The organism is Dorea sp. D27 (genome assembly GCF_001185345.1).
Taxonomy (GTDB): Bacteria; Bacillota; Clostridia; order Lachnospirales; family Lachnospiraceae; genus Extibacter.
Map to the genome: position 1 here is coordinate 22,693 of NZ_KQ236747.1, position 25,170 is coordinate 47,862.

Sequence of the window (25,170 nt, forward strand, 5' to 3'; positions counted from 1 at the left end):
GACAGACAGACAGACAGACAGACAGACAGACAGACAGACAGACAGACAGACAGACAGACAGACAGACAGACAGACAGACAGACAGACAGACAGACAGACAGACAGACAGACAGACAGACAGACAGACAGACAGACAGACAGACAGACAGACAGACAGACAGACAGACAGACAGACAGACAGACAGAGTCTGTCCTTTTTGGTGTATAATCAAAGTCATAAAAGTATATCCATAAGCACTATTGCATCTTGATTTTAGGTGTAATGGTGCTTTTTGCGTGTGTCAAAGGAGGAGGGAGATGGATAGGATGAGTAAAAAAGATAGGATTATCGCAGTCCTGGTCCTGCTGCTGGTTATGCTATCCGGCTATATTATCTGGCAGAATGACAGGAATGGGGATGAACCACAGTCCGGGCAGACTGCTGCAGAGGATACCTGTACCGAAGAAGATATTCCAGATGGAATTCAGATTCCTGGTTATCCACAGCTGACAGCAGATCACGAGAGCGGGGTGATTCAAGTATATTTTGAGAATCCGAAGGGAAATCCCTGCTATTTTCAGATAGACTTGATACTGGAAGAAACCGGAGAGACTGTCTATCAGTCGGAGATGTTTAAGCCGGGGACAGGCATAGAGACACCAAAACTTGATACGATACCGGCCCCAGGTGTATACAAAGCCACAATCGTATACACTACGCAGAGCCTGAGTGATAACACAGCCATGAACGGAGCGGTTATCCAGACAAAACTGACGGTACAATAACGATACGAAAGGAATGGTGAGATGAAAGGGAAACGATTCATATTTATGGCACTTGCAGTGATGATGCTTGCGATGTGCTGCAGAGAAGATGTACGGGCTTCCAAAGAACAGGGGGGAGAGACAACAGTATCCATTAATTTCTTACCACCGGATACGGATACCGGCCAGGAAGAAAAAGGTACGGCCCAGGAAGATAAGGCGGCACCTCCCACGGGGGACAGTCTATTGCCGGCAGCCATCTGGGCAGCCATCTTTTTCTTAGCAGGGCTGTTTCTTATTACCACTTGTTTAAAAATGCGATTCGCCGCGTTGAAAACCGGGCCGCAAAGATTTACCGAAGATAATGCTGAGAAAAGAGGATGGGGGGAAGAATGATGCGTAAGAAACTATTCACTCTGTGCCTGGGGCTCTTTATGCTGTTATCAGCAAATCCGGCTGTTGTAAAGGCGGAGGACAATCGGATACCTGCCGATGATAAGAACGCAGCAGCAGGCGGAGGGAGTTCAGTAGAAGTCACACTCAAGCCTGTAAACTATACGTTAGTTATTCCTTCGGAATTGAAGTTTACAGATGCGCATTGGGAAAAAGGGAGAACATACACGAAAGACTTTCAAATCTATGTTACAGGAATGGAACAGGAGGCAATAGAGCAGGGTTACCGTGTGCAGGTATTTGTCAGCGGCGATAACAACAATGGGGAATATGGCCTGAGAAATAAATCGGGCGGAGAGGACTTAGCTTACACGATTGAAAAGGAGGGCGGCATTGAGATTCCGGCCCATAAAAGATTTGCAACCTTTCAGCAGAATGACCGGCCACAGAAGGGCAGAGTCATCTTGAGCGCACCGGACAGTCTGGATAAAATTGGAAAATACGAAGGACGGCTGATATTTTCCGGGGAACTTATACCGCCTTCTGAACCCTGATTCAAGTCAACATACAAGGAGATTACTATATTATGAAAAAAGGAATATTAGTGATGGTGCTGCTGTGCTTCCTGCTGTCCGCACTGCCTGTCCTTGCGAAGGAAACGGAAGGCGGAACAAAACAGTCAGAAGAACAGAATACTGAAACAAGGGAAGACACCGGTGAAGAGGCAGAGGCCGGTACAGAACTTCTCGGGGACCCTGTTCCTGTGACAGCCAGTTATACTGTAACAGTTCCCCAGTACATAAAAGCTGGAAATAACGGCATGATCTATCAGTTTGATACCTTAGGCCGCAGAATTCCCTTTCAGATTAGTGTAAAGCCACGCGGCGGTGAGACTATGCCCTATAATATATCGGTCCGGGTTCGTGGATCAGGGGGGATAACTAATGATCAATTTATACTGTATGATACTGGAGGCAGTGGTGTGAAGAATGAGCTTGCCTACAGCGTATGTAAATTCGATGCTGCCGGACAGAAAATAGCGATAAAGCCGGGTGAGGAATTCGCTCGTTTGTCCCCCCTTGATCCGAACAGGAGGACTGCAAAAGGGGAGATTGTTCTGGATGACCCTTCCAGCCTTCAGGTCCATGGTACTATGAATCTTGGTGGAGAACTCTATTTTGAGTTTGAGACAGAAATAACATCGGCCAAACAGCAGAATATGGAAACAGTGGGAGTGCCCGGTGATAGATCAGAGGAGCAGCCGCTTATTCTTGTTTCTAACAATGGTACTTCTGATACGGATTCCGATGCTGATGGCAAAGCAGAAGCCATGGCTGCGGTTTCTGTGTCACTTGTGGACCCTCCCCGTTATACTTTGATTATCCCACAGACAATAAAGTCCGGGAATAGCGGTGTGATTTATACGTCAGATACGATACGGCGCAGGATTCCTTTTCAGATAAGCATTGCTGATGTAAAGGACTTGGAGTCTGGACTTTATAATTTATCTGTCAAAGTACATGGGGACGGCGGAAGCAGCGGTGAATTTGAACTTTCAGGCGATGACGGCGCCGGGAATAGAATGCAGCTTGGCTATAGCGTATATCAATCCGATGCTGCCGGACAAAAAACAGCGGTCAATCCACATGAGGAATTCGTTCGATTTCGGAACTTCTCTGAACCTGATGAGAGTATTGCAAAAGGGGAGATTGTTCTGGATGACCCTTCCGGATTAAACATCGGTCAGGCTGTAACACTCAAGGGGAACCTTATGTTTGAGGCAGAAGTTGTTCAAAATGACCAATATCATAGCGGTGATGCTATGAAATAGGGCGCGGCGATGAAACGCCAGAGAAGCGGTATAGAAAAATGCTGACATGTATAGGGAGCATTTGTACTTTGAAAAGGAAATGGAATGCAGGGAGGAGGAAGAAACGCTTGAAACTAAGAAATATAAGAAAGAAAACGTCCGCGCTTCTGCTGGCAGCGGCAATGATCATCACGGTATCTTTGCAGTTTTGTACCAACGTGTATGCGGCAGAATTACCGGACAGCAGTCAGTTTGCGACAGTGGAGCAGTTAAAGGATTTCAAGACGGACAGTCAGGACGGTAAAAATACGGTAAAAGTGTATTATGGAAAGAATGACCAGCAGTGGTGGATTGCGGGAAGCCAGAACGATAACCTTACATTGTTTGCGGCAAGTCCGCTGACGGAGGATGACCAACCGTTTGCGCCAGGTGTCTCAGATGAGGGATATCCCAATTATTACAAAGCCAGTCCGCTTCGCTCTACGCTGCAAAGCTTGGAAACCTCTTATTTTACAGAAGCAGAACGAGTTCTCATGAATCCCACTGTCGTTTATACGGAGGATATATAAAATGGGGTGGTTTATTCAACGACGGACAAGCTGTACCTTGCCTATGGCCTTTTACGTGTTAACATCGACAAATTTATAATAGTCGGCGCAAACAGTTCTGACAGTTTAAATGACGGTCTGCGTGTAGATAAACGTTATTGGGGAAAGCATGTTTTTTGGCTGCGCTCGCCGTATATGAAACCCGTTGCTGGCAGTGTTATAACGAACAGCAGTGACTATGCGTTGGTGGCGCTTCCGGGCGTGAAGACGGACATCGACAATGTGAGCCACGCCCGTGCCGTGGTGCCAGCGTTTGAACTGAACCCGTCTTCTGTCATCTTTTCATCTGCTGCGCCGGCGGCAACATCTGACGGACGGTTAGGGAGGAATGACGCAATGACGCTGCGATACAGTTCTGATACACTTGGTTCTGCAGAGGTGTCTTTTGACAAGCAAAGTGTAGCGCTGACAGATGTTCCGGAAGATACGTATCTGGTCGTACAGAACAGTGAGGGCGCATGGGCAAAAAAGGTCAGCGGTACAACTTCTGTCTCTGCAAGTGATATGGGCTGGATGAGATTGGAAAGCTTTGCGAACTGTAAGGTATGGCTGGAGAAAAGTAATACGGATGAAAGAAAGACATATGCCGCTGAGGCAACCGAAAGAACCGGGCACAATGTCACAATCAATGCAGGGGAAAATATGACGGTTACAAATAGTGTGCAGACGAATGTAACCGGTACAATTGCAGAGATTACAGGAGAAGCCGAGAAGGGTTATTACTTCCCCGCCGGCTATAAAGATTCCGCCGCAGGACTGAATGGTCTGCATATCACACAGAATGGAAATGTGGTCACGATTTCAGGAAAACCGGCAGGAGATGTGCAGGTTACTCTGCGGGACGCTACGGTTATGACGGAAGAAGACAGCCATATGCAAAGCACGGCGGCAGATGCGGATAAGCCAAAGGATAGCGCAAAAGATAGTGTAAAAGATAAAGGGAATGTAAAGACGGGTGACAGCAGCCGGATAGGCTTGTTTGCAGTATTGGGTATGATTTCTGCCGGATGTATCGGCGTACTTATAGGGAAGAAAAGGAAGAAACATATGAAAGAAAGAAACGATTAGGGTATGCCATTACATCCATGTGGCGGTAGGATGCCCTATCGTTGACAAAAAAGAGCTCCCCAATCGTTCTGTCAGAGGTGATTGGGGGGACGGGACTTACAATCCTGCGGGACTTATACTTCCGTAAGCTTGAACACTGTATGATGAAATCCCAAGTTTTAGAAAAGCACGATGTGAAAGTCTCGCTTACCTTTTTGCTTGTATGCTTTATAAAAATAGATTATACTGTATAGTAGTTAAGCAAATTAATTTGTGAGATGGTAATACATAAATCGACGGCTGAGCTAGGTTATTATATAGCAGAAGAATATTGGGGAAAAGGAATAATGACGGAAGCAGTTAAAATGCAATAAAAAATGATTCCCTTATTTTTTAGTTTTGAAGAGAGGAATGATAAAATGTTGTGTCATATGATAATAGATTTAAGCGCTATGCTCTGTGCAAGGTCTGGTGACTGGACGATACTTGTACAGAGATGATTTGATAATCGTCCACATTGGATTTTGCACTTATAGGACTATTCAAACAACTATAAGGAGATAAATTCAATGAATAACAATTATAATAGATACATAATATTTTGGCTTAGTCAGGCTATATCGCAATTTGGGAGCTCTATGACGAGCTTTTCGCTTATATTGTGGGCATATACACAGAATGGAACAGCCATGACGGTATCACTGATGACTTTCTTTAATTATGTACCATACATAATTATCAGTTTATTTTCTGGGACATTTGTTGATACTCATAGCAAGAAGAAAATTATGCTGGCAGCGGATAGTATTGCTGCCATATGCTCATTGTCCGTACTAGTGTTGAGTACAGTAAATGAATTACAGATTTGGCACATTTATCTGGTGAATATTATTATTGGTTTGACGAATGCGTTTCAAGGACCTGCTTCTTCTGTTGTACTTGGGAAAGTTGTGCCGCGGGATAAAATTACACAGGTAAGCGGAATGAATTCTTTCTCAAGTAATCTGGTGGCTGTCATGTCACCCATATGTGCAGCTGCTTTATTTGGATTCGGAAGTCTGGGACTAATAATAGTAGTTGATTTGATCAGCTTTTTATTTGCACTTTTAGTATTATTGTCTGTGCTGAAAATTCCTGAGGATATCATAAAGAAAACAAACAGGAAAGCTGTGTTTAGTGGGTGTAAAGAAGGTTTTTTATTTCTTAAGCTTAATCATGGCATTTTAATCATAATAATAACGATGGCGTTGCTTAATTTCTTCTCAAGATTGACTTATGAGAATATTTTGTCTCCGATGATACTTATGAGAAGTTCAAATAATTCCTTAATACTAGGAACTGTGAATGCAATAATGGGTGTTGGTGGAGTGTTAGGTGGTATTGTAGTATCAACTGGAAGAGTGAAAGCAAACAGTGTGAAGATGATATATATATCAGCAATGTTATCTTTTATGTTTGGTGATATCATTATGGGTATCGGTAGGAATGGTTTTGTATGGTCCGTTGCTGGATTGATGGCTAGTTTTCCTATTCCGTTTATTTATGCAGGACAGATGGAGATCTTGTATCAGAACATCCCTAAGGATATGCAAGGAAGAATTTTTTCTGTGAGAAATGCCATACAGTTTAGTACGATTCCTATAGGCATTTTGCTAGGTGGTTTTTTAGCTGACTGTGTATTTGAGCCATTTATGACACTGGATATTCCGCTTACAAGGTTCTTGAAAATGTTAGTAGGTGAGGGGGCAGGCAGTGGAATGGCTGTAATGTTTTTATGTACTGGAATATTAGGAACCTTGTTTAGCCTCATTTTTTATAAGGGGAATCAAAATGAGACGGGAATATATAATTAATCCTTGCAGTGGGATGAAAATTGAAGTAAATAGAGGTCAAAAAATTGGGAAATTTGATTGATTCTAATAAATACATGCTAATGTTTAAAGTTTTTGATGATACCGGAAATCTACATTGGTGAAAACGGTAACTGGTACATTAATGGATATGATACAGGAGTCAAAGCAAGAGGGGACGACGGAATCACCCCGCATATCGGAGCAAACGGCAATTGGCATATAGGAGAAACTGACACGCTGGTGCCGGCCACCGGTCCAAAAGGCGACCCGGGTGTAGCTGGCTCACAGGGAATCCAGGGTCCAAAAGGTGAAAAAGGAGATCAGGGTCCGGCCGGTCGTGAATATCGTGAACAACCTTGAGACATCGGAAGAAGGGTACGCGCTGGATGCCCGGCAGGGTCAGTTTCTAAACAAGGAAATTAAGGCCATGGAAACTGAAAAAGCGCCTATTAAGAGCCCTCAATTTAACGAAGTATATACAACAGGAACGGCTCGATATGGATAGACAATGCTTTAATTGGTGTGGTTAAATAATTAATAGGTTACGGTGCACAGAAAGCAGTTATAGGAGGATTCAGCATATGAAACATTTCTTTGAAGCTCTGGCAAGTGAAGAAAAACATAAAGCACTGCCTGAAGAGTTTGACTATTTCGAAAAACTGATTGGCAGCTGGAAAATAGATTATGTAGACAATAGTAGTTCCCATGCCATAAAAGACGAGTGGCATTTTTCGTGGATTCTTGAGGGAATGGCAGTGCAGGATGTCATTGTCTTGCCTGGTTTTGAATACGGAACAACGATTCGTGTCTACAATCCTGGAACGCACGCTTGGGACGTCGCATATTGCTATACAGGAAAAATCATGAGGTTTGAGGCAAGGAAGCAAGACGATAAGATAGTTCTTACTAACATCGAGGATGAAAGAAGAAAATGGGTTTTTGCAGAAATTTCAGACGATTATTTTCATTGGCAGGATGTGACAGTAAAAGAGGACGGCAATTGGTATGCTGATTTTGACTTATATGCCAATCGTGCCTGATGGTTATATCCGTTTCATCTTATAGGATAATTACACAGCCGCCTGTCGTTATGATAACCATAAAACCATCGTAAACAGATATTGTGGGAGGAAAAGATAATGGAAAAAGAGAAGGGTTCATTTAAAGAGTTTCTAGCGGCGGTCGCGCCGGAGCAGCAAGCGTTTGTCGAAAGACTTAATAACAAACTTGTGGAACAAGGCTGTGACCTCGTAATCAAAGAAGCAAAAAGTGGCTATACCGCTTCATACCGGTTAGAGAAGAAAACGGTAATGAACTGGGTATTTCGCAAGTCAGGCATTTTGGCACGGATTTACGGGGACAATGCTAAAAAGTACGAGGATACTATCGCATCTCTGCCTGCTGATATGCAGAAGAAAATGACTTCTGCTCGTGACTGCAAGAGACTTATGGAGCCTAATGCCTGCAGCGATACTTGCGTGAAAGGTTTTGTTTACACCTTGAATGGCGATACACATAAAAAATGCCGTAATGACGGAATGTTCTTCCTGCTGACAGATGAATCAGCGGAGCATATAGCTGGGCTGGTCTGTGCAGAGGTTGCTGCGCGGAAGTCGGCTTCATAGCGAAAGTGCTTCACCTCCTTATATATTTAGGATGGTGAGAGCTTGAATTGGTTTAATTTTATGCTTTCCCTCCCTATAAATCACAAACGCTTCGTGCTATAGTGTCTGTTAACACAAGAAAACATTTGCTTCAGGCATATAGGAGGAATAGCTATGGCCAACATGATTGCGATAACGATACCCATCATTATCGGGATAAACGGAATCTTGCTGATTGCATTGGAGATTATAGATTCCGTTTATCGAAAGAAGGGACAGAAGGAACAGGAAAAAGAAAAGGAAAGGGAGGAAATCAAAGCCCGGTGGGATCAGCTGTAGGGTGTGCTTATGTAAACAGGCACAGGGCAATAATAATCCCGGCAGTAATGACGCCGCCAAGGATGGCAGGATGAGCGGCCTTAGGATTATAAAGCGGATTAAGGGGCGACACGTAACTGCCCCAGGGGCTGTTAAAGGATTCCTCCAGCTCCCGCCTCGTCCTTAAGGGAACCGGCAGTTCGTCGACAAACTGCTTCCAGTCTTTCCTGAGAAGCAGATAGCCCCTCCTGCATTCATTTTTTTCCGTGCCAGGGTGTTCAAAAAAGAACCCTCCGTTATCATTCTGCTTCACAAATTGTGCATATGCATACTTTAAAGCCGCTGTTAGGGCGCTCCCGGCATTCTGCTCTTTTAGGCATATGGCTCTGAGACGGCAGTATATATCAGAGACTATAGTTCCACAACTTTCTTTCCGCGGGACGACGGCTCCAGGCAGATCTGCCAGAGAAGCAGAATGACCGGGTCCTGCAACGCTGTTCATATACACGAGCAGCATCTTGTCGACAGTCTGCGAAATGCTGTCTGCCAATCCTTTCTGTATGCCGGACGCATACAGGAAGGTATCTGTCTTCAGCCAGGTAGCTGCAGCCAGAAACCCTTTCATCTGGCTGTTGCATGCTGATATCTCAGGATGGCTCAGCAGATTTCCTTTACCGAGAAGCTCTGTCAGAAACTTTTCCGCAATCTTTAGATCCTCTGTCCGGTATAAAATATTAAGGCTTGACTTGTTTTCTGAGAACAGGTCTCTCGAGACAGGACCCTCTGCATTTTCCAGAGGCTCTGCCCGTACACTTTGCCAATAGTCCGATTCTAATAATTTTTTACCGCTGAACGCCCTACTGTAAGGCGTTTCCTTTTCGGAGGGGTTTCTGAAGTACACGATTCCTTCACGCACATTTTTCGAAGCTGTCTCTTTCCCATTGAATCCGCCTGTAAAAGAAGAGTGCTCCTTTGCCAAAAAACGCATGACCTTGTCAGATGGCAGAGTCCGTCCCGCGGAGGACTTAAACAGACTGTTAAATAGAATGATTCGATGCTGCCTTTCCCCAAATCGTTGAAAGAGGCTGTCAAGGGTATTGAAATGCTTCTGCGTCAGCTTCTCCATGTTTTCCAACAGATATGTTTCCAGAAGGCAGAGCAGCCTTTTCTGTTCTTCGCTTCCCTTAAGCTGGATAACATGCCTGAGGATATCGGTATAGAGCTCTTTCAGCCGGGCCAGCTCCTTTTCAGGAGAAGTGCCAGGATATGCCTGCCATACGCTTAACTTTTCTAAAAGCCGTGCAATGTCTCTTGCTGTGTCTGCTTCTTCTGTCCCCCTGGCCTTACTTTCTCTTGAGATGTCGGCCGAATCATTTCTCTCCGTGGCCTTTGTACATGAATTTTCTGCGTTTTCAATAAACTCCATTTCAGCCTTCGACTGCCGGCTGCTTATATCGGCTGCAATATCAGCCACAGACGTCAGATTGCTGTCCGGCTGTTCGCTGGCGGAATAGGGAAGGCCTTGTATATCCATGTGCATCATCTCCTCATCTCGATGGTCTCTTACTATGAATATCGTCAGCCGCAGACCTTACATAAGTGATAACCTTAACAGCTTGAAAAGAATGGATGCAAATCTTGTAACGAAAAAGAGCTGCGCACAATCAGCTTGTGCGTCAGCTCTTCTTATTCTGTACTTTATAGCCGGGAGATCTGCCGGCCCTTCTGTGCTCATATTCCTCGATATCTCTGCCTACAGCCTTACGCATTCTATCCATGACCCTTATGGACGGCGTACCATATGCTGTACGGCTCATTTCCCGTTCCATCTGTTTTGCTTCTTTTATGAATGCTCTCTGTATTGCCCTTTCCATCTCATCCATAGGAATCACCTCCGCCAGCGTGTTGATTCGTGGGTCTTCAGCCTATAAAATCTAAAGTGTACTTACCGTACACCCTGTTCACATTATACCTTATCTATGTTTCAAAATCAATAAATCTTGACCGGATTATGTGAGAGGAGTGCAGGCTTCGGCAAATTCCAGTTCCATAAACGCATCCGATATAACCTCTGCCTGATGTTGAAGCAGTTCTTCTAGTATGATGGCATAACCTTCAGCATCAAAATTTTCCAGGCAAACGGCCATATCATCAAGATAGGGGAGATAATAGGAGTTGATTGCGTCCTGGTTTCCTAATTTGCATCTCATAGGATATCCCCAGAGCAGCTGCTGGAACAGTTCCCGGTACACGGTCCTTATCGTCTTATATGGTGCGGCCTGTGCGATAAACTTAAGTGAATAGGAGGTAACCAGGTCCGGTCTTCCGATGTTCTTGAACATATCAAGCTGGTTTATAAAGGAACGGATACCTTCTCCATCCGTGGAAGAGAAGGCTGCCGCTGCTGCGTCCCGGCAGGAAAGGAGGATAATCTGCAGACTATATGCAAAGTCTGACAAGCGTTGCCTTACCTGGGGCTCCGTCCATCCGCAGTACGCCTCGATCTGATCCACCCGCAGTATCTGGGTGCCGATACCATTGACGGACCTTGTCATACCGATGCTGTTCAGCAGCGCGAGCGTCCGGCGCACCGTACTGACTGATACTTGCTTTTCCTCGGCGAGCCTGCTGATAGAAGGCAGATAATCTCCCGCCGTGTAACCGCCTCGTCCCATCGTGGTCATAAGTTCAAGGGCGAGGCTGTAGCAGATTTGAGAGGCCTTTTTATAGCTGCTCCATGTAAATGCAGCCTGCTGGCTTGGAAGAGTGCCTGTAATCCTGCTTTCGTAGAAGTGCTGGACGGCTGTGGCGTACGTATCTATAAAGTCCATTGACGCGGTGTAAAGGGCGGCCCAGTCTTTCCTGCGGCATAGTTCCGCTCTAAAGGAGACAGCGTCCGTTTCTGCATCTATATAGGAGCGGTAATCTTTCAGACTGAAAAATGGTATCATATAATGGATGCATATCTTGTGGATGAGACGCATCAGAAGCGGATTGTCCAGTGAACCATATATCAGGTTCAGATACTGCATGATGAGGTAGGACGGATGGACCTGCCGTGCCGCAATCAGTTCTTCCAGACGGTCTATTTTATCCTGGGTCACCTTCTTCCATGCCGCCAGCTGGATGTTGCCGAACAGTATGGGCATACTAGGGAGCAAGTCCAAAAAGGCATCTTTGCGTTTGGCAAAAAAAGTCTGGATATGCTGTTCCACCGCTCTCTCCTGATAATCTGCCTTGACTATAGAACCTTTGTTTTTCGACAGCGTGACATAGCCTTCTTTCTGAAGTCGGCGGTAGGCAGACCGGGCCGTATCCAGCGAGACCATAAGAAGGCTGCACGTATCCTCTATCTTAGGCAGACGGTCGCCGCACCGGTAAGTTCCGAATTCTATCTGCGTCTTGAGAATATCATATATAACAAACTGAAGGCTTGATTCATTTTCCAAACATTATTCCTCCGACCATTTTTTATCATTCAACCTATATTTATTGTAACACTATTTTACAGCCAAATCTATAATTAAGCAGTTCCTTTATCACCGCGGGTTGCCATACGCATTGTATTTTGCTATAATCAATAAGATAAAGTCGGATGTGGACAAGGTGTTGTTCCACTGGAGTGCAGGCGTCCGGCAGGTTACCAAAGACGAGAAAGGAGTCCCCGGGGCGGCAGGGAAAAGGAATGTATGCCCTGGCTACGAGTTATGAAGAACGAGAATTTTATTAAAGATGAGGCAGCAGGAGAGAAGACGATGCCGGTCGACGTGGCAAAAGGGAGCGAGGGAGAAGGTCCGGCCGTCGTGCCTGCCACAACCGACATTGATGCTGCCTGCCGTCCGCAAGAGGAGAAAACACAATACTTTGATTGGATGATGGAGGAATACGCCGGTAACATCTACATCTGTGATATGGAGACTTATGAGCTGCTTTATGTGAACCAGGTTGCCTGTACAACGCTTCAGACTCCGAAGGAAAAGATCCTTGGAAGAAAATGTTATGAGGTGATTCAGGATAGGAGCGAACCGTGTCCGTTCTGTACGAATCCATATCTGAGCAAGGACAAATTTTACGAATGGGAATTTGATAACAAGGCATTGGGCCGTACCTTTATGATTAAGAACCGGATCATCGAGTGGAACGGACGGCGCGCACGGATAGAATTAAGCTGCGATATGCTGAGCACGGAATATAAGCTGGCAAAGAAAGACCAGGAGCGCGAGACGATTGTCGGTACGATACCAGGAGTATTCTGCAGGCTGGATGCCAGAGATTATAAGACCGTCTTGTGGCATGGAGCAGGCTTCTCCAAGCTGCTCGGCTGTGAGGAGGATAATCGTAAGATTACAGAAGTTTCCGCCCCTGCATACGTAAAAGAAGATGAGCTTCAGCGCATCAAAGAGACGCTGGATGGTCTGACGGAGACCGGGCAGAGTTCGGTCATGGAAGTGGTCGTCACTCCTCCCGGCGGGGAAGAGAAGATACTGACGGTCACATTCAGCTATATAAGCGGCGAGGACAGCTGGGACGGCATACCATCCATATACAGCGTGGGGATAGACATTACGGAAGACCGCATAGAACAAGAAAGGCAGCATGTGGCTCTGGAGGACGCATACCAGTCGCTTAAGTCGGCCAATTCTGCAAAGACGGATTTCCTGTCTGCCATATCGCATGATATCCGTACGCCTATGAACGCGGTGATTGGAATGACCGCTATCGCGGAAGCAAATCTGGAATCGAAGGAAAAAGTGGAAGACTGCCTGAAGAAGATCAAAGTGGCGAGCCGCCATCTGCTGAGCCTGATTAGTGAAGTGCTGGACATGTCCAAGATAGAAAGCGGCAGGATTGATCTGACGCCGCAATACGTGGAACTGCCGGAGCTCATCCAGAACACATGCGATATGTTCCGGACATTGATGGAAGAGAAGCAGCAGGAGTTCCATGTCATAGTCGGGCAGGTGCGGCATGAGAAGGTAGTCGCGGACGGAGACCGCTTAAGTCAGGTATTTGCTAATTTGCTTTCTAATGCAATGAAATATACGCCTGAAGGGGGAAGAATCAGCATGGAAATTAACGAACTTCCTTCTCTTATCCCTGGAAAAGGCTGGTATGAGTTCATATTTAGAGATACTGGGATTGGCATGTCTGAGGACTATCTGCCCCATCTGTTTGAACCATTTACACGGGCTGAGGGGGTCCGGGATGGGAAGACACAGGGTACGGGGCTTGGAATGTCGATTACAGAGAATATAGTCTCCATGATGAATGGTACGATTGACGTAAAGAGCAGGCTCGGCGAGGGAAGCTGCTTTACGGTCTCGCTCCCTCTTCAGCTGCTGAACGAAGAGGAGGAGAGTAAGGAAGAGCTGCTCGGCCTTCCGGTGCTTATTGTGGATGACGACCAGATCGTATGCGAGAGTGCGGCCGTCATGCTGAATGAACTGGGAATGAAAGGATACTGGGTATCATCAGGAGCTGAGGCGGTACGCCGTATCGTAGAGGCGGAAAAGCGGGCGGACGATTTCTTTGCAGTCATACTTGACTGGCAGATGCCTGGGATGGACGGCCTGGATACATTAAAGGCCATTCGGAAACAGGTAGATAAGAATATTCCCATTATCATCATATCTGCATATGACTACTCCGGTGTCGAAGAGGAATTCATACAGGCAGGGGCTGACGCCTTTATAACAAAGCCGCTGTTTCAGTCTAAGGTTCTGCATGTTTTAAAGATGTTTTGCGTAAAGAAGAATAAAAAAGCGGAAAAGTTAAAGCCAGAAGAGGAACAGAGCATACTTTGCGGCAAACGTCTGCTCCTGGCTGAGGATAATGAAATCAACAGGGAAATTGCGGAGGAACTGCTTGAAATGAGGGGAATAGCTGTCGATTCTGCAGAGAACGGGGCGCTTGCAGCGGAGATGTTCCGCAAATCGGAAGCAGGATATTACACGGCGGTGTTAATGGACATACAGATGCCGGTCATGGATGGATATGAAGCCACTGCCGCGATTCGGGCGATGCCCCGTAAAGACGCGGCTTCTGTTCCGATTATCGCCCTGACGGCGAATGCCTTTGTAGCAGACATCGGAAAAGCACAGAATGCGGGAATGAATGCCCACGTGCCAAAACCGATAGATATGGAAAAATTATTGGCAACGATTGAAACATGTATCGGTCAATAGCCATCTGCCCGGGAGTCTATACGATTTCCGGGCAGCATTCCTAATTCACGCATATTTGCGGATTCTTAATGTGACACCAAGAGAATCAGCCAGCCTCTGGCAGGCTTCGATTTCGTCCGCTGGGAGGACGTCTACGATAGTGAGCCTCACATCTTCTATGTGCTCTCTGCATCCGGACGCAAACTGAAGCAGGGCATCAAAAGCGCCTTCGAACTGAGGCCGTGTCACTTTGTCATACGCTTCCGCTGTGGGAGCATTTAGACTAATCGATACTGCGTCTACAGCTTCGGAAAGCAGAGGAATGATATCCCTTTGGTGGTATAGGTTGGCAAGTCCGTTTGTGTTGACACGGATACGCACCCCATATTTTTGTCTGGCATATTTTGCCGAGGCGATGAGGTTGTCAAGCGCACAGGTCGGTTCACCATAGCCGCAGTAGACAAGCTCTTCAAAGCCGGAAAAGTCAAAGGCATCCATGGCATCCGTAATCTCTTCCAGCGTGGGGTCTGTCTTATGCCAGAGTGTCTCTGCATCGCCTACCGAATCTTCATGGCTGCGTATGCAGAACGTGCAGCGGCAGTCGCATTTGTTCGTGATATTGGCGTATACCTGATGTTTGTACGTATATAATATATCAGCCATCTTACTCTCTCCTTCTTCTATGTCATTTTCGTTCAATTACAGGAACAGCAGCTGGTTGGTGCGGTTCTTGATGTGTATCTTGTCGAGTGCCGCAGCTGCTGCCAAAAAGATGACGGCACTTCCCCCTGACTGTATGGCGCTTCCGGTGAGGGATGCTATCGGGGACAGGAAGGAGCCAAACAGTATTCCCTCGGCCAGATAGTAGCCTGCGGCAGATATGAGTCCCGCGATAAATGGAGCGGCTGCATTTCTCGGACTGAGCATACGTCCCTTACGGCTTGTAAAAGGAAGGACAATCAACATCTTTATGACGATTGTGGCCGGTGCCCACATGGGAGCGGTGAGCATATCCGCAAGCCCTCCCCCGATAGCGGCAGCGGCCAGAGCATAAGGTCTTGGCAGCAGGACGGCCGCAATGTATATGAGGGCGTCTCCAAAATGTATATAGCCTCCGTTCGTACCGTAAGGTATGTGGAAAATGTAAGCTGTCATGATGACAATCATGGCGGCAAAAAGCCCGGTTACGGTAAGAAGCGGAACTTGTTTTCCGTGTTGTCCATATTGTTTCATATTCCATCGGTCCTTTCCATATTTGCTGATAATGATAACACCAAAGTGGATGGATTGAAAAGTCCAGATATGATATATTTGAGCAAGCCAGTTTGCTTAGAAGAAAAAAGTACAAATAACCCTTTACTTTTTATCAAATATGTGTTAAAGTGTAAAAGTAATCAATGAGATTTGAATCGTACCTATGTTTGTAAGTCGTTTCAGGATGATTTACAAGATAAGGTACTTTTTTTATTATCTCAGATACAAATATTATTAAATGGAGGTACTGACAATGAACAGCGGTACAGTTAAGTGGTTTAACTCACAAAAAGGATTTGGATTTATTACAGATGACCAGGGCGGAGATGTATTCGTACATTTTTCAGCGATTGTTTCTAACGGATTCAAGACTCTGGAAGAAGGACAGAAAGTGACGTTCGATACAGAGACAGACCCGAAAGACAGCAGCAAGCTGAAAGCAGTTAACGTCTGCACAGCTTAGTCTTTAATTTAAGTCCAGGATAAGAATTATTAAGAAATATGTTTCAGAGCAGAAGAATTATACTTTCATTTGAATATTTGTATTTTTGATAATTTAGAGGATTATGGCCTGCACTTCCACGGAAGTGCAGGCTGTTTTTATCATATAGAATAATTTAGGCCTGTCTGAACAGCATGGGGAGGTATTTTTCGTAATTGACCCCGTCGTTTCGGGGGACTTGTTCTTTTACTGAATCTGCAAGGGCCAGTTCCAGAAATTCCCCCGCCATATTCATGATAGATGGTATGGAATCCCCCCTTGTGACGCCTGCCGCCAGACATGAGGCGAACAGGTCGCCGGTGCCTGAATAACTGCCTCCGATGTAAGGAAATGAAGAGAGGCTGCAATCCTTTTCCGTGATAAAAAGGTTTCCCATCATTTCAGTACCTTTTTCATCATGGTGACGGATGCCGGTGACGATTATCTTCTCCGGTCCTTCTTTGCACAGCTCTCTGCCGATTCTGCCGATAGATTCAGTAAGACGGCCGCAGTCGTTTATCTGTGACAGCATGTGATAGTCCGTATCTGCAAGCAGACACAGCTCGGTGAGATTAGGCGTGATGATATCCGCCTTAAGCGTCAGACTCCGCATCTGTCTGAGGAGTTCTTCTGTAAACATGGCATATGTATTGCCGTTGTCTCCCATAACAGGGTCCACGATAAGAAAAGTCCCCGCTCTGTAGAATGTCTCTATGAACTCAAAGATATGCTGAATCTGCCGTTCGCTTGCTACAAAGCCTGTATATATACCGTCAAAAAGGGCGCCCATCTTCTTCCACTCAAGGCGGAAGTATTCCATCTTATCGGTATAGTCGTCGCAGTAATAGCTCGGGTAGCCTGTCTGTGCGCTTAGGACAGCGGTTGGCAGCGGGCAGGGCTGTACCCCCATGGCAGCAATAACGGAGATTGCGGCGGTAAGAGAGCAGCGGCCGAATCCGGACAGATCATTGATAATTGCTATTTTTTTCGTCATAATATTACCCTTCTTATCGATTTATTCTTTCATTATGGCACGGCTTCTGCTGTATGCCATGAAGTCATTCTACCACTAACCGGCAATATTTGAAAAGTCTGTATTTTTATTTTGGTTTTACATAATAGAAAAATATCCAATATAAAGGAAAAGTATTGCAATGCGTTATTTTTTAGACTATTATTAAAATATAAGAAAATCGACAGTTTATTCATAATGAAAGGGAGCATTATTCTTAATGTTTCCACATGAAAAGGAGGGAAATAAGTGAAACTGGAACTGGGAAAAATATTCATTCATGATGTTCAGTTTGCAGAACGGACCTATGCAGAAAATGGCATCCTCTACATATGCAGACAGGAGATTCTCGATCTGGTACTTCAGGACGACAGGCTTGTGTCTGCCGAGGTGGAACTTGCAAGGCCGGGGGAGTCTGTTCGTATCGCGCCGATCAAAGATGTGATCGAGCCTCGCGTGAAAGTGGATGGCGGCGGCCTCTTCCCTGGAATCATAAGCAAGGTAAAGCAGGTGGGAGAAGGCAGGACACACGCTCTCGTGGGAGCGGCAGTCGTGACGTCTGGAAGGATAGTCGGCTTTCAGGAAGGAATCATAGACATGTCCGGCGAGGCGGCGCGATATACGCCGTTTTCAAAGACGAACAATGTCTGTGTCATCTTCCATGCCAAAGACGGAATTGACGCGCATGAGCATGAGACCGCCGGGCGCCTCGCAGGTCTCAAGGTGGCTGCCTATATCGGGGAGGCGGCAAGAGACATTACTCCGGATGAAGTCGTCGCGTATGAGACGAAACCGTATTTGGAGCAGATTGCCGAATATCCTGACCTCCCCCGGGTAGGCTATATCCATATGCTTCAGTCACAGGGACTTCTGCATGATACATATTATTATGGAGTGGATGCCAAAAAATTTATACCGACCTTCATGTACCCTACGGAAATTATGGACGGGGCAATCGTGAGCGGCAACTGTGTGGCGCCGTGTGATAAAGTGACGACGTTCCATCATCTGAATAATCCGGTAATCGAGGATCTGTATAAGAGACACGGAAAGGATCTTAACTTTATAGGTGTCATACTTACGAATGAGAATGTCTTTCTGGCGGATAAGGAACGCTGTTCTGATATGGTTGGAAAGCTGGTGGGCTTCCTCGGCCTTGACGGTGTAATCATCACCGAAGAAGGATACGGCAACCCGGATACGGATTTGATGATGAACTGCAAGAAAGCTACGATGGCCGGGGCAAAGGTCGTTCTCATCACAGATGAATTTCCGGGCCGGGACGGTAAATCGCAGTCTCTGGCCGATGCGGTACCGGAGGCGGAGACGGTCGTATCTTGCGGACAGGGGAACGTCATCATCCATTTTCCGCCGATGGACAAAGTGATAGGCACGCTGGAGTATGTTGAGACCATGATTGGCGGTTACGAAGGCAGCCTGAAGCCGGACGGGAGCATCGACGCAGAGCTGCAGATTATCATAGCGTCCACGATTGCAAACGGCTATAACCATCTGGCCGCTCGAACTTATTAGGAAGGGAGGAATGCTGGATGTCTAAGACTATTATTGTCCACTATATCAATAATTTTTTTGCCGGGGCGGGCGGAGAAGAGGCGGCAGGCATGGCGCCTGAACTCCGGGAAGGCGCCGTGGGACCAGGTCTTGCACTTGCAGAAGCCTTTGGAGAGGAATACGAGATAGCAGCTACCGTCATTTGTGGAGACAACTACTTTGGCGAACATATGGAAGAGGCAACAGAAAGGATTCTCAAATTGATCAGACCGTACGGTCCTCAGCTGTTCATTGCCGGTCCTGCATTTAATGCAGGAAGATACGGGGTTGCCTGCGGCACGATAGCCAGAGCGGTCGAAGAACAATTCCATATACCGGTGCTGACCGGCATGTATGAGGAGAATCCAGGCGCCGATATGTTTCGCAGAGATCTTATCATCATAAAGACGAAGAATTCAGCCGCCGGAATGCGCCAGGCAGTCAGGAAGATGGCTGCAGCAGGAGAGAAGCTGGCTAAGGGCGGGGAGATTCTGGGACCGGAAGAAGAAGGTTATCTGGAGAGGGGAATACGTGTAAATTACTTTCATGAAAAGAGAGGTTCGGAAAGAGCGGTAGATTTGCTTGTCAGAAAGATGCGGGGCGAGGAATGCACGACAGAGTATCCGATGCCGGTCTTTGACCGTGTGCCTCCGCTTCCTCCTGTTGATGACGTAAGTAAAGTTAAGATAGCTGTAGTCACTTCAGGCGGAATCGTTCCACAAGGCAATCCAGACCATATAGAATCCTCCAGTGCCACCAAATATGGTATCTACAGCATCAAAGGGATGGATCACATGGATAAGGCAGACTTCATGACGATTCACGGAGGATATGACAGGGCATTTGTCACAGAAGACCCGGACCTGGTCGTTCCGCTCGACGTACTGCGTGAGATGGAAAGCGAGGGCGTTATCGGCGGGCTGGCCGATTATTTTATCACGACTACAGGGACAGGGACATCGACTGGGAATGCCAGGGGATTCGGCAGGGACTTTGTAAAGAAGCTGCTCGATGACAATATCGGGGCTGTCATCCTGACTTCTACATGAGGTACTTGTACGCGTTGCGGTGCAACGATGGTAAAAGAGATTGAACGCGCGGGTATCCCTGTCGTGCATATCGCTACTGTCGTTCCAATCTCACTGACGATCGGGGCGAACAGGATCGTGCCCGCGGTTGGAATCCCATATCCGCTCGGGGATCCTAACCTGGGGGAAGATAAGAGCAAGAAAATCAGGCGAGAGCTTGTGGAGCTGGCGCTGAAAGCATTGATGACGCCGGTGGAGGAACAGACGGTATTTGAGAAATAGCACCGAATAACTAAAAAATAAGGCAGGCATATTGACAAAACATGCCGGATGCGTTAATATTATATACGTTGCAAACGAGCAATGTATATAATATGTGGGCGTAGCTCAGCTGGATAGAGCGTTTGGCTACGGACCAAAAGGTCGGGGGTTCGAATCCTCTCGCCCACGCTGGAAAAGCCTTTGTATGACGCAAGTCTGCAAAGGCTTTTTGCCGTGTGCGGATAAGAGACCGTCTTAAAACATGAGTCAAATAAATGGATTAATAGCCGTCTTTATGGTATAATTTATGCAAATATATATGGGCCGCCGGAACAACCGGGTGCGGGCTCCAGGGTAATCTGGCGCAGTGGCCGTGGAGGATACTACATGAGAAGAAGAGTTATCGGGATATGTGTGTTTCTTTTGTCTTGCGGACTCATCATAAGCGGGTGCAGTAAGAAGAACAAAGTTGTAAACTATGAAAAGGAAAGCGGAGATATCATCGATATCACGTTTTTTGGCAATAAATATGAGCCAGAGAATGTCACTGTCATTGAAGAGATCATTTCGGAATTTATGAAGGAGAATCCGGATATACGGGTGTCGTATGAGAGCCTTAAAGGGAATGATTACTTTGAAGCGCTGGGAAAGAGGATGGCTGCCGGAAAAGGCGATGATGTCTTTATGGTAAACCACGACGCCGTACTGGAGCTGTCGGAGGAGAAAAAGCTTGCGGATCTGTCAGGTTTGCGGACGCTGTCAGGATATACGGACCGTATGCTGGATCAGATGGATGAAGACGGAAAGATATATTGGGTTCCAACGACGGTGTCCGTGTTTGGCCTGTACTGCAATATGGATCTGCTGGAAGAGAACGGGCAGAAGGTGCCCGAGAATCTGCACGAGTGGAGGCAGGTTCTTGATTACTTTAAGGGACAGGGCATAACCCCTATAATCGCGAATAACGATATCTCTCTGAAGACGCTCGCTATCGGGCGGGGATTTTATGATATCTATCAGGACGGGCGGCAGAATGAGGTGTTTTCAAGTCTGAACAGAGGAGAAGATAAGATAAGCACTTATCTGTCCTCCGGCTTTTCTCTGGTGGAAGAATTCGTACAGAAGGGATATATAGATGCACAGGCAGCCTTGGGCACAGAAAAAACATCTGACGATTTGGAGCAGTTTGTGAAAGGGGAATCCCCTTTTATGCTGACAGGTGCATGGGCGGCGGGAAGGGTCGAGAAGATGGAGCCGGAATTTTCGTTCCAGGTAGCTTCGTACCCTGTTCTTGATGATGGTTCGCTTATTGTTATCAACCCAGATACCCGGTTAAGCGTAAATGCAGACAGTGAACATTTAGATGAGGCAGTGAGATTTGTGGAATACTTTACGGAAGCGGGAAATATTCAGAAGTTTGCGGATCAGCAGGCGTCTTTCAGCCCGCTCAAGAAAGGAAGCCCATCCTCCGTGGAAGAGATACAGCCACTCGTTCCGTGTTACCAGTCCGGAAGAACGGTCATAGGCGCTGATGCCAAACTGGACATGCCAATCTGGAATCTGACGGCGCAGGCGTCTGTGAAGCTGCTTTCCGGCGAAACGCTTGATACGGTTATGGACTGGATGGATGGACAGGAAGGGAGTATATCAGAGTGATGGAGACAAAGGGAAACAGAAGTACAAAGAACAAGGTAGCTCTGGCGGCAGCAGGCGTCGGGGCAGTTCTTTGTGTTCTGACTTTTTTCTTTATCCAGGCCGTGAAGCAGCAGCTGTGGGAACAATCCGTGGATACTATCATGGAGAGCACCCGGCAGGGCTGCACGACGCTTAAGGTACAGCTTCAGGATGATATCAATTCTATCCGAAGCGTGGCAGAGCAAATTGAAAGCTATTCGCTCGGGCAGGCCGGAGAAATAGAGGGTGCGGTACAGAATTTCAGTGAAATAGAAGGCGGAGTCAGCATATATCTGGAGGATGGGGCTGGTGTCCTGGGAGATACGCCTGCGGATACCCAGGCAGAGGGAGTGCTGTGGTCGTCAGGCGGAGAAGAAGGGATCATCAATCCCCACATAAGCAGCGTTACAGGGATGAATGTGTTTGATGTCTTCGTAAAAGTAACACTGGCGGATGGGACGGAAGGCTATATTGTGAAGGAATATGAAGTAGAGGGCATCGTGGATAGTTTTACCCTTTCCTTTTATAATGATGCCGGTTTTTCTTACGTCGTGGATGCCAAGGGAGATGTGCTCATACGTTCGCCCCATCACAACAGCAATAAGACGGTCAAGAATTTGTTCGATATGCTGGAAGGTTCTGACAATGATGAATCCAGCGTAGAGGAATTTGCGCGTTCACTGGAAGGCTCAAGTACCGGGTGGGCGGTATTCGACTATAAAGGGGAGGACACGGTATTCTGCTATACGCCGTTAAAGCTTGAGACAGACTGGTACCTTGTCTCTATCATTCCTGAAAAGGTGGTGAACGCCCAGACAAATGATATCATTTTGCGTTCCATGGTTCTTATCGCGAGTATCATTATCGGCATACTGCTGCTCGCTTTATTGTATTTTAAATATGCGAACAGGACCAACAGAAAGCTCAGGAACCAGGCTGAATATATCAGCCATCTCTACAATGCCATCCCGGAGGGGATTGCCCTCATATCGGCGCAGCCTCCGTACAGACTTATCCAGCTGAATGAGGAAGGTATGAGCCTTCTTTCGTATCCGGCCGGCGCGCTGGAAGATGTGCTGAAGGACGGACAGTTTGAAGATATGTTCCATCAGGAAGAGCGTGGGTCTGTTCATCAGCTGATATCGGATACGGTAGTCAGCGATGAGAAGCATACTTTTGAAAACCGGATGAAGAAGGCAGATGGGGACTATATATGGACGTCCGGTATTGTGGAAAAGACGCTGGACGAGGACGGCAACCCTGTTCTTATCGCTGCATTCCACGACATTACTGTTGAAAAGCAGAAAGAGGTGGAGGCGGAGCGAGAGCAGCTGCAGGAGAGGGTGACGCTTGTCGGGGCAATATCCAATGCGTACCCTGTGATCGTCAGTGTCAATCTTACGAGGGATCTTGTCAGCTTTATCTATGTAAAGCCGGGGCTTCTGCTCCATCTTGGGGAGGAAAAGACGTACAGCGAGCTGTTTTCTAATATGGTATCTACCGTGCACCCGGATAATGTGAAGGAGTACAGGCACCGCTTCGCACCGGAAAGAATCGAGAGGATATTGGGACAGCAGAAGCAGGAAGTATTTTTGGAAATGCGGCAAAAGCTCATGGATTCTAACTACCACTGGACGTCAACACAGATAATCTATGTAGATAATCCATATTCTGAAGATAAGCTGGCAATCCTCATCTCCCGCCGCGTTGATGAGCAGCGCTATGAGGAAGAACAGCAGCGCCAGGCGCTGCAGACTGCGTTGGACAATGCCCGGGACGCCAGCGAGGCAAAGAGCCGTTTCCTGTCTAATATGAGCCATGATATACGTACGCCGATGAATGCGATCGTCGGTATGACTGCTGTTGCGGAGGCCCATCTGGATGAGAGAGAACGGGTGCGGGACTGTCTGAACAAAATCAACCGTTCCGGAAGCCATCTGTTAAGCCTTATCAATGACGTGCTGGATATGTCCAGGATTGAGAGCGGGAAGCTGTCTCTTACAAATGAACCGTTTAACCTTGCGGAGAGCGTGATGGAGACGGTAGAGCTTGTCCGTCCACAAGCGGAGGAGAAGAAGATCCATATTGATGTCCACTTTTACGGACTGAAAGATGAGAAGGTGGAGGGAGATGCCCTGCGCCTGCGCCAGGTAGGGGTCAATATTCTGAGCAATGCTGTAAAGTATACGCCGGAAGGTGGTAGCGTAGAGGTTGACATAAGCCAGGAGAAAAGCAGCAGGAAAGGCTACCAGAGCTTTATATTCCGGTATGCGGATACCGGGATAGGCATGACGGAAGAATTTCTTGAAAAGCTGTTCCTCCCCTTCGAGAGAGCGAAGGATTCTACGAGCAGCAGAGTAGTTGGCACCGGACTCGGCATGGCAATCACTAAGAACGTAATAGATTTGATGAGCGGTGACATTCAAGTAGAGAGTGTGCCAGGAAAAGGGTCCGTATTTACGGTGACGCTTCCGTTAAGGCTCCAGGAAGGCCAGCATAAGGAAGGTCCTGAGGGCTGGAGCGGTGCACGGTGCCTCATTATTGATGATGAGAAAAACAGCTGCAGGAATGCGGCGAAGATATTCGGTGAGCTGGGGCTTGACGTACAGTATAGAAATGCCGATACAATAGCCCAGGCATGCAGCAGCCCGGAAGAGCTGGCGGCAGGTAATCTGCGTCTTATAATGTTTGGGTGGGAAACGCCGTCTGAAAACAGAACCGAGGCCGTAAGGAAGATGCGGGAAACGGCTGGACCTGACATACCAATACTTGCACTTCGGACGCAACATTCAGAAGAGGTGGAGAGCAGAGCTATTGAGGCCGGAGTATCACTCGTTTTATTCCGCCCGTGCTATCGCTCCAAGCTGTCTGAGCTGCTGGAGACGCTGAGCGGAGGAAGTGAACAGGACAGGGAAGAAAAGCAGACTGGCGGCATGCCGGACTATTCCCGCAAACATCTGCTCCTTGTGGAGGACAATGAGATGAACCGGGAGATAGCCAGGGAATTGATAGGTGAGTTTGGCGTGCAGATCGATGAAGCGTGTGACGGAAAAGAAGCGGTGATGAAGGTGGCTGAATCGGAAGAAGGCTATTATGATCTTATCTTGATGGACATTCAGATGCCAGAGATGGACGGATATGAGGCGACAAGAAATATCCGTTCTCTTGGCCGGAGTGATGTCCGTGAGATGCCTGTCATCGCTATGACGGCGAATGCGTTTGACGAGGATGTGCGTATGGCGCTGAGGGCGGGGATGAATGCGCATTTTTCTAAGCCTATAGATGTAAGGACGTTAAAACAGATGCTATATACATATTTATCACAGGGAGAACAGGGGGCAGAGGAAAAGTAATCCAGGCAAAGCCGA

General features: G+C 47.0%; 24 protein-coding genes, 1 tRNA gene and 1 pseudogene. 20 read left to right on the forward strand and 6 right to left on the reverse strand.

Annotated features, from left to right (window positions below; all coding sequences use genetic code 11):
* The 13 genes and pseudogenes from HMPREF0980_RS19205 to HMPREF0980_RS19030 all read left to right on the forward strand — a co-directional run.
* The coding region (locus HMPREF0980_RS19205) for a hypothetical protein (protein WP_198146317.1) at nt 1-208 on the forward strand (208 nt) is incomplete at its 5' end.
* Between the two features lie 98 nt (nt 209-306).
* Nucleotides 307-765: a hypothetical protein gene (locus HMPREF0980_RS15895; RefSeq protein ID WP_242847429.1), complete on the forward strand. Its 459-nt coding sequence runs from the start codon at nt 307-309 to the stop codon at nt 763-765.
* 21 nt (nt 766-786) lie between these two features.
* Nucleotides 787-1,140, forward strand: coding sequence for a hypothetical protein (locus HMPREF0980_RS15900; RefSeq protein ID WP_049730057.1), 354 nt, complete (start codon nt 787-789; stop codon nt 1,138-1,140).
* Nucleotides 1,140-1,691 carry a hypothetical protein gene (locus HMPREF0980_RS15905; RefSeq protein WP_207643613.1) on the forward strand — a complete coding sequence of 184 codons (552 nt, stop codon included), beginning with the start codon at nt 1,140-1,142 and terminating at the stop codon, nt 1,689-1,691. The genes HMPREF0980_RS15900 and HMPREF0980_RS15905 overlap by 1 nt, the downstream gene beginning before the upstream one ends.
* A gap of 32 nt (nt 1,692-1,723) precedes the next feature.
* A complete protein-coding gene (locus HMPREF0980_RS15910) occupies nt 1,724-2,968 on the forward strand; it encodes a hypothetical protein (RefSeq protein WP_049730059.1) in 1,245 nt (414 codons plus the stop codon).
* A 107-nt stretch (nt 2,969-3,075) separates the two neighbouring features.
* Nucleotides 3,076-3,516 carry a hypothetical protein gene (locus tag HMPREF0980_RS15915; protein WP_049730060.1) on the forward strand — a complete coding sequence of 147 codons (441 nt, stop codon included), beginning with the start codon at nt 3,076-3,078 and terminating at the stop codon, nt 3,514-3,516.
* Nucleotides 3,517-3,522: 6 nt separating this feature from the next.
* Nucleotides 3,523-4,623 carry a sortase B protein-sorting domain-containing protein gene (locus tag HMPREF0980_RS15920; RefSeq protein WP_049730061.1) on the forward strand — a complete coding sequence of 367 codons (1,101 nt, stop codon included), beginning with the start codon at nt 3,523-3,525 and terminating at the stop codon, nt 4,621-4,623.
* Nucleotides 4,624-4,880: 257 nt separating this feature from the next.
* Nucleotides 4,881-4,976 carry a GNAT family N-acetyltransferase gene (locus HMPREF0980_RS18760; RefSeq protein ID WP_084002892.1) on the forward strand — a complete coding sequence of 32 codons (96 nt, stop codon included), beginning with the start codon at nt 4,881-4,883 and terminating at the stop codon, nt 4,974-4,976.
* Between the two features lie 195 nt (nt 4,977-5,171).
* Nucleotides 5,172-6,455, forward strand: coding sequence for an MFS transporter (locus tag HMPREF0980_RS15930; RefSeq protein WP_049730063.1), 1,284 nt, complete (start codon nt 5,172-5,174; stop codon nt 6,453-6,455).
* Between the two features lie 96 nt (nt 6,456-6,551).
* Nucleotides 6,552-6,876, forward strand: a pseudogene (locus tag HMPREF0980_RS19970) (hypothetical protein); the annotation flags it as partial.
* A 160-nt stretch (nt 6,877-7,036) separates the two neighbouring features.
* The gene (locus tag HMPREF0980_RS15940; RefSeq protein WP_049730065.1) at nt 7,037-7,495 is read left to right on the forward strand and encodes a hypothetical protein; all 459 of its coding nucleotides are present in this window, start codon (nt 7,037-7,039) and stop codon (nt 7,493-7,495) included.
* 99 nt (nt 7,496-7,594) lie between these two features.
* Entirely contained in the window at nt 7,595-8,080 is a 486-nt protein-coding gene (locus HMPREF0980_RS15945; RefSeq protein WP_049730066.1) for a hypothetical protein, read from the forward strand.
* 153 nt (nt 8,081-8,233) lie between these two features.
* Entirely contained in the window at nt 8,234-8,398 is a 165-nt protein-coding gene (locus HMPREF0980_RS19030; RefSeq protein ID WP_157039377.1) for a hypothetical protein, read from the forward strand.
* A gap of 7 nt (nt 8,399-8,405) precedes the next feature.
* On the opposite strand, the gene HMPREF0980_RS15950 is transcribed toward HMPREF0980_RS19030, so the two are convergent.
* From HMPREF0980_RS15950 to HMPREF0980_RS15960, 3 genes are all read right to left on the reverse strand, one after another.
* The gene (locus HMPREF0980_RS15950; RefSeq protein ID WP_049730067.1) at nt 8,406-9,911 is read right to left on the reverse strand and encodes a hypothetical protein; all 1,506 of its coding nucleotides are present in this window, start codon (nt 9,909-9,911) and stop codon (nt 8,406-8,408) included.
* A gap of 142 nt (nt 9,912-10,053) precedes the next feature.
* Nucleotides 10,054-10,260, reverse strand: coding sequence for a hypothetical protein (locus HMPREF0980_RS15955; RefSeq protein WP_049730068.1), 207 nt, complete (start codon nt 10,258-10,260; stop codon nt 10,054-10,056).
* A gap of 126 nt (nt 10,261-10,386) precedes the next feature.
* Nucleotides 10,387-11,826 carry a GntR family transcriptional regulator gene (locus HMPREF0980_RS15960; RefSeq protein WP_049730069.1) on the reverse strand — a complete coding sequence of 480 codons (1,440 nt, stop codon included), beginning with the start codon at nt 11,824-11,826 and terminating at the stop codon, nt 10,387-10,389.
* A gap of 258 nt (nt 11,827-12,084) precedes the next feature.
* Between HMPREF0980_RS15960 and HMPREF0980_RS15965 the strand changes: the two genes are divergently transcribed.
* Nucleotides 12,085-14,562, forward strand: coding sequence for a hybrid sensor histidine kinase/response regulator (locus HMPREF0980_RS15965; protein ID WP_242847430.1), 2,478 nt, complete (start codon nt 12,085-12,087; stop codon nt 14,560-14,562).
* Between the two features lie 45 nt (nt 14,563-14,607).
* On the opposite strand, the gene HMPREF0980_RS15970 is transcribed toward HMPREF0980_RS15965, so the two are convergent.
* Together HMPREF0980_RS15970 and HMPREF0980_RS15975 are read right to left on the reverse strand one after the other, a co-directional pair.
* On the reverse strand, nt 14,608-15,204 hold the full coding sequence (locus HMPREF0980_RS15970; RefSeq protein ID WP_049730070.1) for a TIGR04100 family radical SAM protein: 597 nt from the start codon (nt 15,202-15,204) through the stop codon (nt 14,608-14,610).
* A gap of 36 nt (nt 15,205-15,240) precedes the next feature.
* Nucleotides 15,241-15,774 carry a TIGR04002 family protein gene (locus HMPREF0980_RS15975; RefSeq protein ID WP_049730071.1) on the reverse strand — a complete coding sequence of 178 codons (534 nt, stop codon included), beginning with the start codon at nt 15,772-15,774 and terminating at the stop codon, nt 15,241-15,243.
* Between the two features lie 274 nt (nt 15,775-16,048).
* Here HMPREF0980_RS15975 and HMPREF0980_RS15980 point away from each other — a divergent pair, with 274 nt between their 5' ends.
* Nucleotides 16,049-16,258, forward strand: coding sequence for a cold-shock protein (locus HMPREF0980_RS15980; protein ID WP_049730072.1), 210 nt, complete (start codon nt 16,049-16,051; stop codon nt 16,256-16,258).
* 154 nt (nt 16,259-16,412) lie between these two features.
* Here HMPREF0980_RS15980 and HMPREF0980_RS15985 read toward each other — a convergent pair whose 3' ends face one another.
* Nucleotides 16,413-17,270, reverse strand: a complete 858-nt coding sequence (locus HMPREF0980_RS15985) for a pyridoxamine kinase (RefSeq protein WP_049730073.1) — start codon at nt 17,268-17,270, stop codon at nt 16,413-16,415.
* Between the two features lie 267 nt (nt 17,271-17,537).
* Between HMPREF0980_RS15985 and grdG the strand changes: the two genes are divergently transcribed.
* The 5 genes from grdG (at nt 17,538) to HMPREF0980_RS16015 (ending at nt 25,155) form a co-directional block, all read left to right on the forward strand.
* Nucleotides 17,538-18,821 (forward strand): sarcosine reductase complex component B subunit alpha, encoded by a 1,284-nt coding sequence (gene grdG / locus HMPREF0980_RS15990; RefSeq protein WP_049730074.1) that lies wholly within the window; start codon nt 17,538-17,540, stop codon nt 18,819-18,821.
* A 17-nt stretch (nt 18,822-18,838) separates the two neighbouring features.
* On the forward strand, nt 18,839-20,149 hold the full coding sequence (grdF, locus tag HMPREF0980_RS15995; RefSeq protein ID WP_084002896.1) for a sarcosine reductase complex component B subunit beta: 1,311 nt from the start codon (nt 18,839-18,841) through the stop codon (nt 20,147-20,149).
* Nucleotides 20,150-20,243: 94 nt separating this feature from the next.
* Nucleotides 20,244-20,317: transfer RNA gene (locus HMPREF0980_RS16005), tRNA-Arg, on the forward strand.
* 198 nt (nt 20,318-20,515) lie between these two features.
* Nucleotides 20,516-21,784 (forward strand): ABC transporter substrate-binding protein, encoded by a 1,269-nt coding sequence (locus HMPREF0980_RS16010; protein WP_049730077.1) that lies wholly within the window; start codon nt 20,516-20,518, stop codon nt 21,782-21,784.
* The gene (locus HMPREF0980_RS16015) at nt 21,784-25,155 is read left to right on the forward strand and encodes a response regulator (RefSeq protein ID WP_049730078.1); all 3,372 of its coding nucleotides are present in this window, start codon (nt 21,784-21,786) and stop codon (nt 25,153-25,155) included. Before HMPREF0980_RS16010 ends, HMPREF0980_RS16015 begins: the two co-directional genes overlap by 1 nt.
* The last annotated feature ends 15 nt before the right edge of the window (nt 25,156-25,170 follow it).

Bases quoted from the DNA above. Each gene is read 5' to 3' on its own strand.
- HMPREF0980_RS15930 (WP_049730063.1), top strand. From the start codon at position 5,172: ATGAATAACAATTATAATAGATACATAATATTTTGGCTTAGTCAGGCT.
- HMPREF0980_RS15980 (WP_049730072.1), top strand. From the start codon at position 16,049: ATGAACAGCGGTACAGTTAAGTGGTTTAACTCACAAAAAGGATTTGGA.
- HMPREF0980_RS15985 (WP_049730073.1), bottom strand. From the start codon at position 17,270: ATGACGAAAAAAATAGCAATTATCAATGATCTGTCCGGATTCGGCCGC.
- HMPREF0980_RS15895 (WP_242847429.1), top strand. From the start codon at position 307: ATGAGTAAAAAAGATAGGATTATCGCAGTCCTGGTCCTGCTGCTGGTT.
- HMPREF0980_RS16015 (WP_049730078.1), top strand. From the start codon at position 21,784: ATGGAGACAAAGGGAAACAGAAGTACAAAGAACAAGGTAGCTCTGGCG.
- HMPREF0980_RS15945 (WP_049730066.1), top strand. From the start codon at position 7,595: ATGGAAAAAGAGAAGGGTTCATTTAAAGAGTTTCTAGCGGCGGTCGCG.
- HMPREF0980_RS15900 (WP_049730057.1), top strand. From the start codon at position 787: ATGAAAGGGAAACGATTCATATTTATGGCACTTGCAGTGATGATGCTT.
- HMPREF0980_RS15965 (WP_242847430.1), top strand. From the start codon at position 12,085: ATGAAGAACGAGAATTTTATTAAAGATGAGGCAGCAGGAGAGAAGACG.
- HMPREF0980_RS16010 (WP_049730077.1), top strand. From the start codon at position 20,516: ATGAGAAGAAGAGTTATCGGGATATGTGTGTTTCTTTTGTCTTGCGGA.
- HMPREF0980_RS18760 (WP_084002892.1), top strand. From the start codon at position 4,881: ATGGTAATACATAAATCGACGGCTGAGCTAGGTTATTATATAGCAGAA.
- HMPREF0980_RS15950 (WP_049730067.1), bottom strand. From the start codon at position 9,911: ATGGATATACAAGGCCTTCCCTATTCCGCCAGCGAACAGCCGGACAGC.
- HMPREF0980_RS15940 (WP_049730065.1), top strand. From the start codon at position 7,037: ATGAAACATTTCTTTGAAGCTCTGGCAAGTGAAGAAAAACATAAAGCA.
- HMPREF0980_RS15970 (WP_049730070.1), bottom strand. From the start codon at position 15,204: ATGGCTGATATATTATATACGTACAAACATCAGGTATACGCCAATATC.
- HMPREF0980_RS15905 (WP_207643613.1), top strand. From the start codon at position 1,140: ATGCGTAAGAAACTATTCACTCTGTGCCTGGGGCTCTTTATGCTGTTA.
- HMPREF0980_RS15955 (WP_049730068.1), bottom strand. From the start codon at position 10,260: ATGGATGAGATGGAAAGGGCAATACAGAGAGCATTCATAAAAGAAGCA.
- HMPREF0980_RS15975 (WP_049730071.1), bottom strand. From the start codon at position 15,774: ATGAAACAATATGGACAACACGGAAAACAAGTTCCGCTTCTTACCGTA.
- HMPREF0980_RS19030 (WP_157039377.1), top strand. From the start codon at position 8,234: ATGGCCAACATGATTGCGATAACGATACCCATCATTATCGGGATAAAC.
- HMPREF0980_RS15910 (WP_049730059.1), top strand. From the start codon at position 1,724: ATGAAAAAAGGAATATTAGTGATGGTGCTGCTGTGCTTCCTGCTGTCC.